This window comes from Neisseria sp. HMSC061H08 (assembly GCF_001836795.1).
Taxonomy (GTDB): Bacteria; Pseudomonadota; Gammaproteobacteria; order Burkholderiales; family Neisseriaceae; genus Neisseria; species Neisseria subflava_A.
This window is the reverse complement of sequence record NZ_KV830564.1, coordinates 1-16,627: the sequence shown is the minus strand read 5'-3', so window position 1 is coordinate 16,627 and position 16,627 is coordinate 1. Positions and strand designations below refer to the sequence as shown.

Genomic DNA, 16,627 nt, shown 5'->3' with positions numbered 1-16,627 from the left:
ACAGACCGCCCCATTAAGGATAACGCGTGATTAAAAACAAATATTCCACTCGATTCAAAACAACCCTCTTAGCGTTTCTGCTGCCGGCTTCAGGCATCATGACCGCATACGCCATTACCGACCCTCAACCAGCACAAACCGATTTCAAAGTCGAGCGTATTTCCGAAGAGCTGCCTGCCGTTTATGTGGAAACCAATACCTATCAATCCAGCTATTGGGTGCAAGAAGCCGTCCAAGCCGGCGACTCTTTGGCAGACGTTTTGACGCGCATGGGTGTCAACCAAGAAGACATTAAGCAAATCATGGCGAAAAACAATGCCAACCTCGACATGAAAAACCTGCGGACCAATCAATCCGTCAACATCCGCATCGATTCTTCAGGCCAAGTGACCGACGTTCAATTCTTTACCGATGAAGAATTGGAACGCAACTTGGTGGCTTTGGAAAAAGTCAAAGGCAAATGGCGCATCTCCAATGCCGAAATCGACATGAAAACCATGCCGACCCTGCGCTCCGTGCAAATCCGTACTTCTGCTATCGGCGATATGCTCCGTGCCGAAATTCCTTCCGAAGTGTATATCCAGCTCAAAGAAATCTTTGCCGATTCGTTCAATATGAGCGACTTGGGCGAAGGCGATACCGTGCGTCTTTTGTACAACAGCATGTATTTCCGCGGCCAGCAAATGGCGGTCGGCGATATTTTGGCAGCTGAAGTGGTTAAAGACGGCAAAACTTATCAAGCCTATTATTACAGCCAAGGCAAAGGCGACGAAGAAAGCGGTAGCTACTACGACCAAAACGGTAAGTCCCTGCAACAAAAAGAAGGCTTTAATACCGAGCCTGTTGCATACACGCGCATTTCTTCCCCGTTTGGCTATCGTGTCCACCCGGTTCTGCATACCGTCCGTATGCACACCGGTATCGACTATGCCGCACCGACCGGTACGCCTATTAAGGCTGCTGCCGACGGCGAAGTGATTTTCAAAGGTTGGAAAGGCGGCTACGGTAATACCGTGATGATTCGCCATGCCAACGGTGTGGAAACCCTGTACGGCCATATGAGCGCGTTCAGCCCTGCCGACGGCAGAGTCCGTGCCGGCGAAGTAATTGGTTTTGTCGGTACAACCGGCCGCTCTACCGGTCCGCACCTGCACTACGAAGCGCGTGTCAACGGCCAGCCGGTCAACCCGACTACCGTCGCCCTGCCGACGCCGAAGTTGACTCCGACCAATATGGCCGCGTTCCGCAAACAGCAAAAAGATGCCAGCACGATGTTGTCTACCATCCGTTCTTTGCCGGTTTCCGTAGCGCAGCTGGATTAATAAGATAAAGGCCGTCTGAATAAGGTTTCTTTCAGACGGCCTTTTCCATTAAAATTGATACCTCAACGCCCACGTTTACTCAGAGAAAGCTTATGTCTGCTCATCAGCCCATTATCCAATCCTTGCTTGATACCGACCTGTACAAATTCACCATGCTGCAAGTCGTGTTGCACCAATTCCCGCAAACCCACAGCCTTTACGAATTCCGCTGCCGCAACAAAGAGATGGTGTATCCGCTGGCCGATATTCAAGAAGACTTGGAACGCGAACTCGACTCCTTGTGCCAGCTGCGCTTTACCCATGATGAACTTGCCTATCTGCGCAGCCTGCGTTTTATCAAAAGCGATTTTGTCGATTATCTCGAACTTTTCCAACTCCAACGCCGCTTCGTCCAAGTCAGCCCTGACGATCAAGGCCGTCTGAACATCCGCATCGAAGGCCCGATGATACAGGCGATGTTCTTTGAGATTTTCATTCTTGCCATCGTCAACGAACTCTATTTCCGCCGCTTGGAAACGCCTGCCGTCATCGAAGAAGGCGAGCGCCGTTTGCAGGCCAAAGCGCAACAGCTGAAAGAGATTGCAGCTACGCAAAATCCGAATGATCCGCCGTTCCTGATTTCCGATTTCGGCACGCGCCGCCGCTACACCCTCGCATGGCAGGAACACGTTATCCGTACCTTGCTGGAAGCAGCTCCCGATATCGTGCGCGGTACCAGCAACGTTTATCTGGCCAAAAAACTCGGCATCACACCCATCGGCACCATGGCGCACGAGTTCCTCCAAGCCTTCCAAGCCTTGGACGTACGTTTGCGCAATTTCCAAAAAGCTGCGTTGGAAAGCTGGGTACACGAATACCGCGGCGACCTCGGCATCGCCCTGACCGACGTAGTCGGCATGGATGCCTTCTTGCGCGACTTCGACCTGTACTTCGCCAAACTCTTCGACGGCCTGCGCCACGACAGCGGCGATCCTTATGTTTGGGGCGACAAAGCATACGAACATTACAAAAAACTCAAAATCGACAGCCGTACCAAAATGCTGACCTTTTCAGACGGCCTCGATATTGAGCGTTCATGGGCGTTGCACCAATACTTCAAAGACCGTTTCAAAACCAGTTTCGGTATCGGTACCAACCTGACCAACGATTTGGGACACACGCCTTTGAACATTGTCTTGAAGCTCGTCGAGTGCAACGGCCAATCCGTTGCCAAACTCTCCGACTCCCCGGGCAAAACCATGACCACCAACAACACCTTCCTCGCTTACCTGCGCCAAGTGTTTGACGTACCGGAGCCGGAAGAGAAAGCCTAAAAACAAAGGCCGTCTGAAATGTTCAGACGGCCTCTTTAATTAATCCATATCGCTTTCGGGCAATTCTGCCGAACCCATGCGGCGCAGGATGATATTGGTTTTGTTGTGCATCCGTTTGCTCTTAGGATGGTCTGCGTAAAACAGCGGAGCCGGAACGCGCGCCGTGAGTTTGGCGGCTTGTTGGCGGGTGAGGGCGGAGGCAGGTTTCTTATAGAAATACTGGGATGCCGCTTCCGCGCCGAATACGCCGTAGTGCCATTCGATTGAGTTCAGATACAGCTCAAAAATGCGGTCTTTGTCGGTAACAGCTTCCATCATCGCCGTAATCGCAGCTTCTTCGCCTTTGCGGATGTAGCTGCGGCTTTCGTTGAGAAACAGGTTTTTCGCCAGCTGCTGGCTGATGGTCGAACCACCGGCTTTGACTTCGCCGCTTTGCTTATTGCGTTTCATGGCGTATTTGATGCCGTTCCAGTCAAAGCCGCTGTGTTCGGCAAAATTGGCGTCTTCGGAAGCAATCAGGGCTTTTTTGAGGTTGACGGAGATTTGGTCGTACGGCACCCAGCGGTAATCAAGTTCGACATCGCGGCCTTCTTTCGCAAACTGGCTCATGCGCATGGACATGAAGGCGGTTTTGCTGGGCGCGACGGCGCGGTAGGTAATGATGTTGCCGTACACATAAGCGTTGAAGAAAATGAAGATGCCGATGGGCAGGGCAATCAGCCATTTGATGATGCGGAACATGGTTACAGGGCTTTCATGTATTCGATAACAGGGCGGATATCGGGCATAAATCCGCGCCAAATATGATAGGAGGCGGCAGCCTGACCGACCAGCATGCCCAGGCCGTCTGAAACTTCGGCTGCACCGTTGCTTTGGGCAAAGTTCAAAAACGCCTGCGCCGCGTCGCCGTAAACCATATCGTAGGCAAGGCGGCAGTCGCGGAAAATTTCAGGATTGACGGCAGGAAGCTGACCGCTCAAGCCGCCGGACGTGCCGTTGATGATGATATCAAAACCGCCGTTCAAATCCGCCATCGGGACGGCTTCAATGCCGAAAAGCTGCGCCAATTCCTCGGCTTTGGCGTGGGTACGGTTGGCAATGATAATACGGGCAGGGCGGTGTTCTTTCAAAACCGGAATCACGCCGCGCACCGCGCCGCCTGCACCCAAAAGCAAAATGGTTTTGCCCTCAATGGCAATGTTTTTGACCTGTGTGATGTCGTTAGCCAAGCCGATACCGTCGGTATTGTCGCCGCGTATTCTACCGTCTTCCAACCACACCAGCGTATTGACCGCGCCGGCCACCAAAGCGCGGTCGGAATGCTCGTCCGCCAGCGCAAAAGCTTCCTGCTTGAACGGGACGGTTACATTCGCACCTTGCCCGCCCTCGGCACGAAACGCCGCAACGGCCTCGGCAAAGCCACCGATTTCGGCACAAATGCGCTCATATTCGATGGCCGCGCCTTCTTGCAGCGCAAACTGCTGATGGATTTGCGGCGATTTACTGTGTGCAACGGGATTGCCGAAAACGGCGTAACGGGGGAGGGTAGTCATGGTCGTGTTCCAAAAGACGGGACGGCTATTTTATAACGGTGGCGTACAGATGGAAACGATGCCGTCTGAAACGGTTGTCAGGTAGCATGATGGAATGTTTGTTTCTTGACAAAAAGTCGTTTTTTTTTACAATTTAACTTTATTTTGTTGACAAGGACGAAAGGGTCGGACATGAAAAAGGTGTTGTGCTTGGCAGTATTTGCATTAGGGTTGGCAACGCCGGCGGTGGCGGCGGATTGGGTGAGGGTAGATAATGACAGTAACAATGATGTCACATTTGGTGATGCAGACAGCCGTACGAGTAACAGAGCATGGTTTGAAACAAGGTTCGCCAAGCCGCAAAAGCATGTCAATGGAAAATTTTATAATATATTTAGAATGTTGAATGAAATGGATTGCAGTGGTCAACGTTATAGGATTTTGACGGCAACGGTGTATTCCAAATCGGGAAACTCTATCGGTTCTGAGACACCATCCTATGCTGAATGGGATTATGTTATTCCAGGTACGGTTGGAGAGAGTATGTACAAATTTGTCTGCAACCGCTATCCTCGCTGACCGTTTTAAACCAAACAACAGATGCCGTCTGAACTGCTTTCAGACGGCATCTGTTTTGTCGGCATTCGGACAAAAGGGCGGGCATTCCGCTTTTGAACAGACAAACCAAAGCATATTGTTGACAATCTTGTCGTCTGAAACTATATTTCATTGCGTAAAAACGGGTGCCCTGATGTATTTCAGACGGCCTTACCGTGGTAGAATAACAACTTAAACCCATTCCCTCAGGAGCTGAAGATGTCCATCAAAGACGCTGTAAAACTGATTGAAGAAAGCGAAGCCCGCTTCGTAGATTTGCGCTTTACCGATACCAAAGGCAAGCAGCACCACTTTACCATCCCCGCCCGCATCGTCCTCGACGATCCCGAAGAATGGTTTGAAAACGGTCAAGCGTTTGACGGTTCGTCCATCGGCGGTTGGAAAGGTATTCAGGCTTCCGATATGCAGTTGCGTCCCGATGCGTCTACGGCCTTCGTCGATCCTTTCTACGACGATACCACCGTTGTCTTTACCTGCGACGTTATCGACCCGGCCGACGGTCAAGGCTACGATCGCGACCCTCGCTCTATCGCACGCCGCGCCGAAGCTTACTTGAAATCTTCCGGTATCGGCGACACCGCCTATTTCGGCCCCGAGCCTGAATTCTTCGTCTTCGACGGCGTAGAATTTGAAACCGACATGCACAAAACCCGTTACGAAATCACTTCCGAAAGCGGCGCATGGTCAAGTGGCCTGCACATGGACGGTCAAAACACCGGCCATCGCCCGACCGTCAAAGGCGGTTACGCACCTGTTGCGCCGATTGACTGCGGCCAAGACCTGCGTTCTGCCATGGTCAATGTTTTGGAAGAACTCGGCATCGAAGTAGAAGTGCACCACAGTGAAGTCGGTACCGGCAGCCAAATGGAAATCGGTACCCGTTTTGCTACTTTGGTTAAACGTGCCGACCAAACCCAAGACATGAAATACGTGATTCAAAATGTCGCCCACAACTTCGGCAAAACCGCCACCTTCATGCCCAAACCGATTATGGGTGACAACGGCAGCGGTATGCACGTTCACCAATCCATTTGGAAAGACGGTCAAAACCTGTTCTCAGGCGACGGCTATGCCGGTTTGTCCGATACTGCCCTTTATTACATCGGCGGCATCATCAAACACGCCAAAGCCCTGAACGCGATTACCAATCCGTCCACCAACTCCTACAAACGCCTCGTGCCGCACTTTGAAGCGCCGACCAAACTGGCATACTCTGCCAAAAACCGTTCCGCTTCCATCCGCATTCCGTCTGTGAACAGCAGCAAAGCACGCCGTATCGAAGCGCGTTTCCCTGATCCAACCGCCAACCCATACTTGGCATTTGCCGCTTTGTTGATGGCCGGTTTGGACGGTATTCAAAACAAAATCCATCCGGGCGATCCTGCCGATAAAAACCTGTACGACCTGCCACCGGAAGAAGATGCATTGGTGCCTACCGTTTGCGCTTCTTTGGAAGAAGCACTGGCTGCTCTTAAAGCCGACCATGAATTCCTCCTGCGCGGCGGCGTGTTCAGCAAAGACTGGATCGACAGCTACATCGCCTTTAAAGAGGAAGATGTCCGCCGTATCCGCATGGCGCCGCACCCGCTGGAATTTGAAATGTATTACAGCCTGTAAAACAGCTGAAACATTTTAAATAGGAAATCAAAGGCCGTCTGAAACTGGATTTGAAGTTTCAGACGGCCTTTAGATTTGAATTGGCTAGGGTATTCTGATTTGCCATAATAGCGAGAAGCAATGAATTATGCTATTTGAAGCCTTTATGGAATCGGTGCCTTGTGTTAAATTGTGCTAACGAAATCATTTGATCAAAAAGGTTGGACAAAATGAATAAGATAATTGGTTTGGCCATTGCTGCAGCATTTGGTTTGAGCGCGTGCAGTAATTTGGATCACAAAACCGCGCACGAGGTCATGTCGATTTCCAATGACCGTATTTTAAAAGAAGACCACAGCTTTAACATCACAGGCAGCTCTCAAGTATATATCAGCCCATTGGCTGAAGCTGTATTGGCAGATGAAAAGGTGGAAAAGAAAACCGAAGCGAAAGCAGAGGATGCCAAAGCCAAAGAGGGGGAGGCGGCAGCCTCTATGGAGGTTGCTCAAGAAGACGACGCTGCTTTGAAGCAGGAGTTTTCTGAACGAGAAGAGGCTGAGTTCCGCAATGCAATGCTTGATGCCTTACCGGACGGCAATATCGCACAAGTTGCCGTTGATTATCTGGATAAATATCCTGCCATATCCAGTTATATAGAAGGGGTTCATCTGAATTATGAGGTAGCTGTTGACCTATCAACGCGTCAGTTTGAGATGATTCCTGAATTGGCCATCAACAACCACAATGAAAAACTTAGTATCAAACTTCCTATGAAACTGGATGCGGCAAAATGGGAAGTCTATGTTGATCCGCCTGCCAGCGTGTCTGCCATTGTTAATGCGTACACCGATGAGAAAATCGGCAAACGTTTAATCAAAGAACCTTTAAAATTGAGTTTGAAAGAAATCGGTGATTCGAAACGTATGCCTTTTGATCATATTGCAGAGGCGGGAGTACGTACTTTTTTGAGTGCCAATAAGGCTATGCCTGCCGATGCATATGTATTTAAAGAAATGGATGCCTTTGGTAAGGCAAATCATGCACGCTATCGTGTACGTCATGTCATGAAACCGGAGTATGATTCTGTCGTAATGAAGGCAATGGCTAAGGCTTTTGATGAAGAATTGTCGAAATTACAGAAAACGCCTCAACCAGGGTCAACAGAAGAAGATTATAAAAATGCGCGGGAATTTTTCAGTATGTTTGTCAGCATAAGTGATAACCAGCCACTTAGCTTCCAGCGTATATCCGGTAACAATCCTGTTGTCGACTATTATCTTGACCGCAAAGGCCGTATTTTGGCTTCCCGTATGTATATGCAAATCAACGGCACACATAAGGCCATCAATATTATCGGCGACAACGTGTACAGCAATTACGGCAAACCAGTCTTCAAATTGAATCCGCAAGGTAAAGGCATTACTTGGCGAGAGCTGAAAGAGCTTTTCGGTTCGGACAAAAAACAGGAAGATTAAAGCCTCAGGCCGTCTGAAAGGATATTTAAGGATATTTTTGTTTTCAGACGGCATGTTTGATAAGGAAAACCATGTTTGCAAATTTTGATTTAGGCGTATTTTTGCTGGCAGTATTGCCCGTGTTGTTGGCCATTACCGTGCGCGAAGTGGCACGCGGTTATACGGCGCGGTATTGGGGCGACCATACCGGCGAGCAGTTCGGGCGTTTGACCATCAATCCGCTGCCGCACATTGACCCTGTCGGTACGATTGTCGTGCCGCTGGTGTGTCTGATGATAGGCAGTTTTCTGTTCGGCTGGGCGCGTCCTATGCCCATCGATTCGCGCAATTTCCGCGATCCGCGCCGCGCGTGGCGTTGGGTGTCGATTTCAGGCCCGATAGCCAATCTGATTTTGGCGTTCTTCTGGGGCTTTGTCGTCGTATTTTCAGCGTATGTGCCCGAGTCTTATCAAGCGCCGTTGGTGCAGATGGCCGGTTACGGCGTGATGGTGAACTCGATTTGGGTCGCATTCAGCCTGATTCCGATTTTGCCTTGGGACGGCGGTATTTTTCTCGATACCTTTCTCAATGCCAAACAGTCCATGCAGTTCCGTAAAATCGAGCCATACGGCACATGGATTATCCTGATCCTGTTGTTTACCGGCCTGCTGGCCAAACTGATTTGGCCGATTATCGAAATGATTCAGGTCGCAGTGCAGATGGTTGTCATGCTGTTTATTTAAATGTTATGTCTGAAAAAGGCCGTCTGAAACTCAGTTTCAGACGGCCTTTTTCATTGTGCAACATGTAAATACGATTGGAAAAGTTGCTTAAAAATTGTACAATTTCAGCCCTTTCAATTTGGCGCACACATCATGCACATCGGCGGCTATTTCATTGACAACCCCATCGCACTCGCCCCCATGGCAGGCATTACGGACAAACCGTTCCGCCGGATTTGCCGCGAGTTTGGCGCAGGGTGGGCAGTATGCGAAATGCTGACCAGCGATCCGACCTTGCGCCATACCAAAAAAACCTTGCGCCGCAGCGATTTTGAAGGCGAGGGCGGAGTGGTGGCCGTCCAGATTGCCGGCAGCGATCCGCAGCAGATGGCGGAAGCCGCGCGGTATAACGTCGGCTTAGGCGCGCAGGTTATCGACATCAACATGGGCTGTCCGGCCAAAAAAGTCTGCAATGTGCAGGCAGGCAGCGCGTTGATGCAAAACGAGCCTTTGGTTGGCGAAATCTTGGAAGCCGTTGTCAACGCGGTGGACGTACCCGTTACCCTCAAAACCCGTTTGGGCTGGCACGACGAACATCAAAACTTGCCAACCATTGCCAAAATCGCCGAAGAATCAGGCATTGCAGCCCTTGCCATCCATGGCCGCACCCGCACGCAGATGTACAAAGGCGAAGCGCGTTACGAACTGATTGCCGAAACTAAAGGCCGTCTGAATATCCCCGTTTGGGTCAACGGCGATATTACTTCGCCGCAAAAAGCCGCCGCCGTCCTCAAGCAAACCGCCGCCGACGGCATCATGATAGGGCGCGGCGCACAAGGCAGGCCGTGGCTTTTCCGTGATTTAAAACATTACGCCGAACACGGCGTTTTGCCGCCGGCCTTGAGCTTGGCAGAATGCAACGCCACCATTTTGAACCACATCCGCGCCATGCATGAATTTTATGGAGAAATTGCCGGAGTACGCATCGCCCGAAAACACATCGGCTGGTACATCGACGAAATGCCCGAAGGCGAACAAACACGCCGGGAAATCAACCGCTTGGACAGCGCCGCAGCACAATACGATACCCTTGCCGCCTATCTTGAGACGCTTCCAGAAAAAACCGACCGTTGGGTATGCCGCTATCGGGAAGGCTAAAGGGTTTCAGACGGCCTCATTATCTAAAAATAAATCTATTTAAAAACAAACTCAAAGAAAGACATCACGATGAATCAAACGACTACTGATATCGCGCAATGTATTGAACAAAACTTACGACAATACTTCAAAGACTTAGATGGCACAGAACCTTGTGGCGTGTACGATATGGTGTTGCACCAAGTCGAAAAGCCGATGCTGATTTGCGTGATGGAACAATGCGGCGGCAACCAATCTAAAGCGGCGGCCATTTTGGGGTTAAACCGCAATACCCTGCGTAAAAAGCTGCAGCAGCATGGTTTGTTGTAATAGAGAGGAATAGGGTGCATTGCTGCCTATCTATCATGAAAGAGCCGGCCATGTCATTTATCCATTGCTTAGATATTTTTGGATTCGCTGACACAATCAAAATAAAAACAGCTTGAAAAGGCTTCATGCCGTCTGAAAACCAGAGAAGAAACGATTAATTTTTTTACCATGAGTTGAACCATGCTTTACCAAATACTCGCACTGTTAATCTGGGGCAGCTCGTTTATCGCTGCCAAGTATTCCTATGAGATGCTCGACCCGACGCTGATGGTTGAGGCGCGATTGTTGATTGCCGCATTGATGGTGCTGCCGTCGTGCCGCCGTCATTTGGGCAGGATTCCGCGGAGCGAATGGAAGCCGTTGTTGTGGATTTCCTTTGTCAACTACGTTGTCGTTTTGATGCTCCAGTTTATCGGTTTGAAATATACATCCGCTGCCAGCGCAGTTACCATGGTCGGGTTGGAGCCTTTGCTGGTCGTCTTTGTCGGTCATTTCTTCTTCAACGACAAAGCCAAACTTTACCACTGGATTTGCTGCGCAGTGGCGTTTGCCGGCGTGGGCATGATGGTAATGGGTGGTGCAGAAGAGGGCGGTACGATTGATTGGTTCGGCTGTCTGCTGATTTTGCTTGCAGGATTCGGTTTTGCAGGCGTAATACGTCCGAGCCAGCAGATGATTGTCCGTATCGGTGCGCCTGCATTTACCGCAGCTTCCATGGCGGTGGCGGCGGTGTTGTGTCTGCCGTTTTCGCTGGTGTTGGCAGACAGCTATCAAATCAATTGGTCATGGGGCGGTACGCTGTCGATTTTGTATATGGGGATTGGCTGTAGTTGGCTTGCCTACCTGTTGTGGAACAAAGGCATGAACACAGTCCCTGCCAACGTCTCCGGCCTGCTGATTTCGCTTGAGCCCGTCATCGGCGTTATCATGGCGGTGTTAATTTTGGGCGAACATTTAAGTACCCTGTCTGCGATGGGCATTACCGTCGTTATTGCGTCCACTTTTGTCGCCGGTATGCTGACGCGTGTGAGCAACAAACACAAAAAGGCCGTCTGAAAACGGTTTCAGACGGCCCCAAGTCAGCAGTATCATTTTCAATCAAACATTTTGGGAAAATTTCCATGAAACGCATTATTTCCCTGCTTTTGCTTGCCTGCCCTATCTTGGCGTCGGCTGCCTCCGATAACGACAAAACCGCCGTACAGGCAATCATTGCCAAGTATTACAACCGACCGCTTGCCGCGCACAAATGCCAGCTTACCTACGCCCCCATTGCCTTACTCATGCCCTTATGCGCAGGCATGGCAGGCGCAGTATGGGTGGCTAAGAAAATGGGATTTAAATAGGCAAAAGCAAAAGGCCGTCTGAAACCAAGTTTCAGACGGCCTTTTACAATAAAATTGTTAACAATATTTGTAAAAACCTACTGCCAAAAATGCGAAACTGGGGGATAATACCGCCCTGAAAATTCATCCCATATCGATTAAACCTTCAACAAAGGAAATCCAAATGTCTTCCATCAAACGCGCCCTGATCAGCCTATCCGACAAGACAGGCGCAGTCGAATTTGCCCAAACCCTGACCAAGCTCGGTGTTGAAATCCTCTCTACCGGCGGTACAGCAAAGCTCTTGGCTGATGCAGGCGTTCCCGTTATCGAAGTTGCCGACTATACCGGTTTTCCCGAAATGCTCGACGGCCGCGTGAAAACCCTGCATCCGAAAATCCACGGCGGCATCCTCGGCCGTCGCGATTTGGACGAACACGTCGCCAAGATGGAAGAACACGGCATCGGCAACATCGACCTCGTGTGCGTCAACCTTTACCCCTTCGCCGCCACCATCGCCAAACCAAACTGCACACTGGAAGACGCGATTGAAAACATCGACATCGGCGGCCCGACCATGGTGCGCTCCGCCGCGAAAAACTGGAAACACGTCGCCATCGTTACCGACACCGCCGATTTCCCGGCCATCGCCGCCGAACTCGAAGCCAACCACGGCGCATTGAGCGACAAAACCCGTTTCAACCTCTCACGCAAAGCATTCAGCCACACCGCCCAATACGACGGCATGATTTCCAACTACCTGACCTCGCTTTCAGACGACGTCTTGAGCGGCCAGCCCCAAATCGGCGAATTCCCAAGCCAGTTCAACCAAAGCTGGATTAAAGTGCAAGACATGCGCTACGGCGAAAATCCGCACCAACGCGCCGCGTTCTACCGCGATATTTACCCCGCCGCAGGCAGCCTTTCCGCCTACAAACAGCTGCAAGGCAAAGAATTGTCTTACAACAACATCGCCGATTCCGATGCCGCTTGGGAAGCCGTCAAATCCTTTGACGCGCCAGCCTGTGTGATCGTGAAACACGCCAATCCGTGCGGCGTTGCCGTTGCAGCCGATACCTTGACCGCCTACAAACTCGCCTACGCCACCGACACCACCAGCGCATTCGGCGGCATCATCGCCTTCAACCGCGAAGTGGACGGCGAAACCGTCAAACAAATTACCGACAACCAATTTATGGAAGTCCTCATGGCGCCGAAGTTCACCGCCGAAGCCCTCGAAATCGCCGCTGCCAAGAAAAACGTGCGCGTATTGGAAGTGCCGCTCGAATCAGGTGCCAACCGCTTTGAACTCAAACGCGTCGGCGGCGGACTATTGGTACAAACCCCCGACATCCACCGCCTCAACCGCGCCGATTTGAAAGTCGTCTCCAAACGCCAACCGACCGAGCAAGAATGGAACGACCTGATGTTTGTCTGGAACGTCGCAAAATACGTCAAATCCAACGCCATCGTCTTCGGTAAAGGCGGTCAAACCTACGGCATCGGCGCAGGCCAAATGAGCCGCGTGGACAGCACCCGCATCGCCGCCCGCAAAGCGCAAGATGCCAATCTCGACCTCAACGGCGCATGTGCCGCTTCCGATGCCTTCTTCCCATTCCGCGACGGCGTAGATGTCATTGCCGAGCAGGGCATCAAAGCCATCATCCATCCGGCAGGCTCCATGCGCGACCAAGAAGTCTTTGACGCAGCGGACGAACACGGCATCGCCATGGTCGTAACCGGCATCCGCCATTTCCGCCACTAATAAGCTGATATAAAATAAAGGCCGTCTGAAAACAAAGTTTCAATATCATGAAACCCGTTTTCAGACGGCCTTCTTCAATCATCAAACAATTTAGCGGACTAACTGTAAATCAGGACAAAGCAACCAAGCCCCAGTCCGTCCGATTAATACGGCAACACAACGCCACACAAGTCTAAAACCAACCCACTCAGAGAAAAAATATGAAACACATCCTCCTCATTCTCACCCTCGCCACACTCACCGCCTGCGCCTCCAGCCATACCGGCGGCTATGGCTATGCCGGCAACAACGGCGCTTCCGCAGGCGTGACCCAAACATTCCGTTGGTAGGCCGTCTGAAAAAACAACACAGTTTTCTACAATAGAGAACAAACAAATCCCAAACGTAAAGGCAAGTTTTACACTTGTCTTTTTAACGCTGCCCATCGGCTCAATAGCGCATAAATTCGTGTCATTTTCCCGCTGTTTGCTATGTTAGAAAACGTCAAAGGCCGTCTGAAAACAGGCGATATAAACCCATCACACGGTTTAAACCGATCTTCGATACAAATCTCATTAATTCTCTAAATAAAAGCTGACATCTAAATCTATCACTAAAATAACTATCCTGTTAACATATTATTTAATAATCATTATTGGTTAAAAATTCAAAAAAAATCATATAATTATAAAAAGCGTTTAAAAAAAGCAACAAGTAAATCTAACCAGCATGACCGTTGAGGGCGAAAAAATAACACTTTATCGGAAGAGTTGATTTGTAAAACCAAACGCATATAAAATTTGGACAAGGATTCCGAATGCATTGAAAGAAGCTGACAAAAAGTGACTGGTTAAGAAACAAGCTGACAAAAAACGGCACATCGTTTCCCAAACTTCACAAGCTTCCCAAAATGTATCAGCATAAAATCCCATAAAACAGGCTTTTAGCTGTTATTCGGCCGAGTGGAGACTTTTGGCACGGGAATTGCATACAGGAGATTACGGCATGAAACCGCATAAAGGGGAGACTCTGAAATGCGGCAAATGTGTGGACAAGCGGTTTACAGCCGAGCAACACGTCCCAAAAGAAATCAAACCCCTTACAGGAAAATCGATATGAATAAAGTCTTTAAAGTCATTTGGAACCACGCGACCCAGACATGGACCGCGGTTTCCGAAATCAGCCATGCACACGGCAAAAAATCCGCTTCTGACAAGCGTAAAGCCGTAGCTGCTGCGGTGGTTGCTGCAGGTGCTTTGATGGCATCTAGCGGAGTAGAGGCCGCTGTAAGATTGGGAGGTAGTGCAGTAGACATTACTCCTGATGGTACTTACAACGGTTCTAACAGAAACGTTGGTGTCAACTCTGTTGTAGTGGGTTATCAAAATACTGCCAGCAGTCAAGATGGCACTATCGCTTACGGTGCGAACAATACTGCGACTGCAAACGCAGCATTGGCAGTAGGTAATAACAATATCGCAACCGGCGGTGCATCGACTGCAATGGGTGTAAGCTCTGTTGCAAGTGGTGAAGCTTCTGTTGCAATCGGTAATGTAGCCCAAGCAACTCAAATTCGTGCGACTGCAGTAGGTAACCGTGCAACTGCTACTCAAGACTCCGCAAGTGCATTCGGTAACCGTGCAAATGCTGGTGCACAATTTGCAACAGCTATTGGTGATAACTCCAATGCAAATGCTGCTGCAGTTGCTGTAGGTACGCATGCAAACGCTGAAAAACAAGATTCTATCGCTATTGGTAACAACGCTCATGGTGCTTGGACCAATGCTATTGCTGTCGGTAAAGATACTGTGGCAAGCCAAGACCACGCGATTGCAGCAGGTACTAGCGCAAATGCGTCAGGTATTCAAGCTGTCGGCGTTGGTTCATATACAAAAGCAGAAGGTAATCTGACAGTTGCAGTTGGTCCATATGCGCAAGCCAATAAAGAAGCTGCAATTGCTGTAGGTTCTAACGCTACTGCTGCTCAGTCTAACTCTATTGCTGTGGGTCAAACTGCCACTGCGTCTAACAATAACTCCATTGCTGTCGGTACTAAATCAGTTTCTAGAGGCGATAACGCAATTGGTATCGGTGCTTATGCTGAATCAACTGCTGCACGTGGTACCGCTATCGGCGTATTGTCTCAAGCTAATGGCACAGGCTCATTTGCTGGTGGTGCATCTGCTCAAGCAACAGGTGAAAATTCTGTAGCTATTGGCGGTGCGATGGATGGTAATTTCGGTAATAAAGCAGGTTCTGCTGCTAAAGCAATCGGTAACAACTCTATCGCTTTGGGTACTCAATCTAAAGCTGCTGGCAATAACTCTATCGCTCAAGGTAACGGTGCAACTGCTAAGCAAGCTGCTGACGTTGCCGTAGGTCATTCTGCTACAGCTGACGGTACTTCTACTGGCGCTGATGGCGACGGCGTAGTAAATAATGCCGGTTCGGCAATGGCAATCGGTACAGAAGCTCAAGCAACCGGTATCGTAGCAACAGCCATCGGTGAGCGCTCTAAAGCTCTGGCAAACGGCGCGGTAGCATTGGGTGGCGACGCTCAAGCCAAACAAGGTTCTGACGTAGCAATCGGTCGTGGTTCCGTAGCTGACGGTACTTCTGCTGCAGCATTCGGTCCTGCTGCTACAGCAACTGGTAAATACTCAGTAGCTTTGGGCGTACAAAGTAACGCTGCTTCTAAACAAGCAATTGCATTGGGCCGTGGTGCTCAAGCTAATGGCGGTGAATATGCAACTGCCCTGGGTAACGGTGCTCAAGCAACAGCTAAAAACACTCTGGCTTTGGGTACTGAAGCTAAATCTACTATCGAAAACAGCGTAGCTTTGGGTAACGGTTCTACAACCAGCAACTTCGTACCTACTAACACTGCTACTGTTGGCAGCTACACTTACAGCGGCTTCGCAGGTGCAACCAGCGGTTTGGGCAATGGCGCAGTATTGTCTGTAGGTTCTGCAGGTAACGAACGTCAAATCCAAAACGTTGCCGCAGGTCGTATCTCTTCAACTTCTACCGATGCAATCAACGGCTCTCAATTGTTTGCCGTAGCAAACCGCATCGAAAACCTGAATCCGTTTGTATTCACAGGCCACAATGGCAGCGGTAGCTCACCAGCTGAAGGTACTTACAAATACGATCCTAAATCAAATGCCAATAACACTCTGAAACTGATCGCTGGTAACGGTTTGACAATGACCTCAAACGGCACTAACGAGTACACTCTGAGCGTAATCGGTGGCGGTTCTACTGGTGCAACCGGCGCTACTGGTGCGACTGGTCCTAAAGGCGAAAAAGGTGATACCGGTCCTGCTGGTCCTAAAGGTGATAAGGGTGATACTGGCGATACCGGTGCAACTGGCAGCGGCGTCACTGGTAAAGTTGTAGATAACAAAGACGGTACTCATACCATCACTATTACTAATGAAAGTGATGGCTCAGTAACTACTACCATCGTTAAAGACGGTAAAAACGGTAAAGATGGTAAAGACGGCGCTACTGGCGCAACCGGCGACAAAGGTG

15 protein-coding genes are annotated in these 16,627 nt (G+C 50.1%); 13 read left to right on the top strand and 2 right to left on the bottom strand.

Going from position 1 to position 16,627, the window contains the following annotated elements; all coding sequences use genetic code 11:
• The first annotated feature begins 26 nt into the window (after positions 1–26).
• Both HMPREF2675_RS04810 and pncB read left to right on the top strand, forming a co-directional pair.
• A complete protein-coding gene (locus tag HMPREF2675_RS04810; protein ID WP_070814253.1) occupies positions 27–1,322 on the top strand; it encodes a M23 family metallopeptidase in 1,296 nt (431 codons plus the stop codon).
• Positions 1,323–1,414: 92 nt separating this feature from the next.
• On the top strand, positions 1,415–2,635 hold the full coding sequence (pncB, locus tag HMPREF2675_RS04805; protein ID WP_070814252.1) for a nicotinate phosphoribosyltransferase: 1,221 nt from the start codon (positions 1,415–1,417) through the stop codon (positions 2,633–2,635).
• A 39-nt stretch (positions 2,636–2,674) separates the two neighbouring features.
• Here the strand turns inward: pncB and mtgA are convergent, their stop codons facing one another.
• Positions 2,675–3,376 (bottom strand): monofunctional biosynthetic peptidoglycan transglycosylase, encoded by a 702-nt coding sequence (mtgA, locus tag HMPREF2675_RS04800; protein WP_003684244.1) that lies wholly within the window; start codon positions 3,374–3,376, stop codon positions 2,675–2,677.
• Positions 3,377–3,378: 2 nt separating this feature from the next.
• Complete coding sequence (aroE, locus tag HMPREF2675_RS04795) at positions 3,379–4,188, bottom strand: shikimate dehydrogenase (protein ID WP_070814251.1); 810 nt, start codon at positions 4,186–4,188, stop codon at positions 3,379–3,381.
• Positions 4,189–4,359: 171 nt separating this feature from the next.
• On the opposite strand from aroE, the gene HMPREF2675_RS04790 reads away from it, so the two are divergent.
• The 11 genes from HMPREF2675_RS04790 to HMPREF2675_RS04745 form a co-directional block, all read left to right on the top strand.
• Positions 4,360–4,746, top strand: a complete 387-nt coding sequence (locus HMPREF2675_RS04790) for a surface-adhesin E family protein (RefSeq protein ID WP_070814250.1) — start codon at positions 4,360–4,362, stop codon at positions 4,744–4,746.
• Positions 4,747–4,983: 237 nt separating this feature from the next.
• Positions 4,984–6,402 (top strand): type I glutamate--ammonia ligase, encoded by a 1,419-nt coding sequence (glnA, locus tag HMPREF2675_RS04785; protein ID WP_070589404.1) that lies wholly within the window; start codon positions 4,984–4,986, stop codon positions 6,400–6,402.
• 209 nt (positions 6,403–6,611) lie between these two features.
• A complete protein-coding gene (locus HMPREF2675_RS04780; RefSeq protein ID WP_070814249.1) occupies positions 6,612–7,856 on the top strand; it encodes a hypothetical protein in 1,245 nt (414 codons plus the stop codon).
• Positions 7,857–7,927: 71 nt separating this feature from the next.
• On the top strand, positions 7,928–8,578 hold the full coding sequence (locus HMPREF2675_RS04775) for a site-2 protease family protein (RefSeq protein WP_070814248.1): 651 nt from the start codon (positions 7,928–7,930) through the stop codon (positions 8,576–8,578).
• A gap of 132 nt (positions 8,579–8,710) precedes the next feature.
• Positions 8,711–9,715, top strand: a complete 1,005-nt coding sequence (gene dusB, locus HMPREF2675_RS04770; RefSeq protein ID WP_070814247.1) for a tRNA dihydrouridine synthase DusB — start codon at positions 8,711–8,713, stop codon at positions 9,713–9,715.
• Between the two features lie 69 nt (positions 9,716–9,784).
• The gene (locus HMPREF2675_RS04765; RefSeq protein ID WP_070459344.1) at positions 9,785–10,024 is read left to right on the top strand and encodes a Fis family transcriptional regulator; all 240 of its coding nucleotides are present in this window, start codon (positions 9,785–9,787) and stop codon (positions 10,022–10,024) included.
• Between the two features lie 180 nt (positions 10,025–10,204).
• The gene (locus HMPREF2675_RS04760) at positions 10,205–11,080 is read left to right on the top strand and encodes a DMT family transporter (RefSeq protein ID WP_070814246.1); all 876 of its coding nucleotides are present in this window, start codon (positions 10,205–10,207) and stop codon (positions 11,078–11,080) included.
• 65 nt (positions 11,081–11,145) lie between these two features.
• Positions 11,146–11,370, top strand: coding sequence for a hypothetical protein (locus tag HMPREF2675_RS04755; protein ID WP_070814245.1), 225 nt, complete (start codon positions 11,146–11,148; stop codon positions 11,368–11,370).
• A 163-nt stretch (positions 11,371–11,533) separates the two neighbouring features.
• A complete protein-coding gene (purH, locus tag HMPREF2675_RS04750; protein ID WP_070814244.1) occupies positions 11,534–13,114 on the top strand; it encodes a bifunctional phosphoribosylaminoimidazolecarboxamide formyltransferase/IMP cyclohydrolase in 1,581 nt (526 codons plus the stop codon).
• Between the two features lie 200 nt (positions 13,115–13,314).
• On the top strand, positions 13,315–13,443 hold the full coding sequence (locus tag HMPREF2675_RS11530; protein ID WP_256388401.1) for a hypothetical protein: 129 nt from the start codon (positions 13,315–13,317) through the stop codon (positions 13,441–13,443).
• A gap of 765 nt (positions 13,444–14,208) precedes the next feature.
• Positions 14,209–16,627: ESPR-type extended signal peptide-containing protein (locus HMPREF2675_RS04745; RefSeq protein ID WP_283127794.1), on the top strand; the 2,419-nt coding region annotated here is incomplete at its 3' end.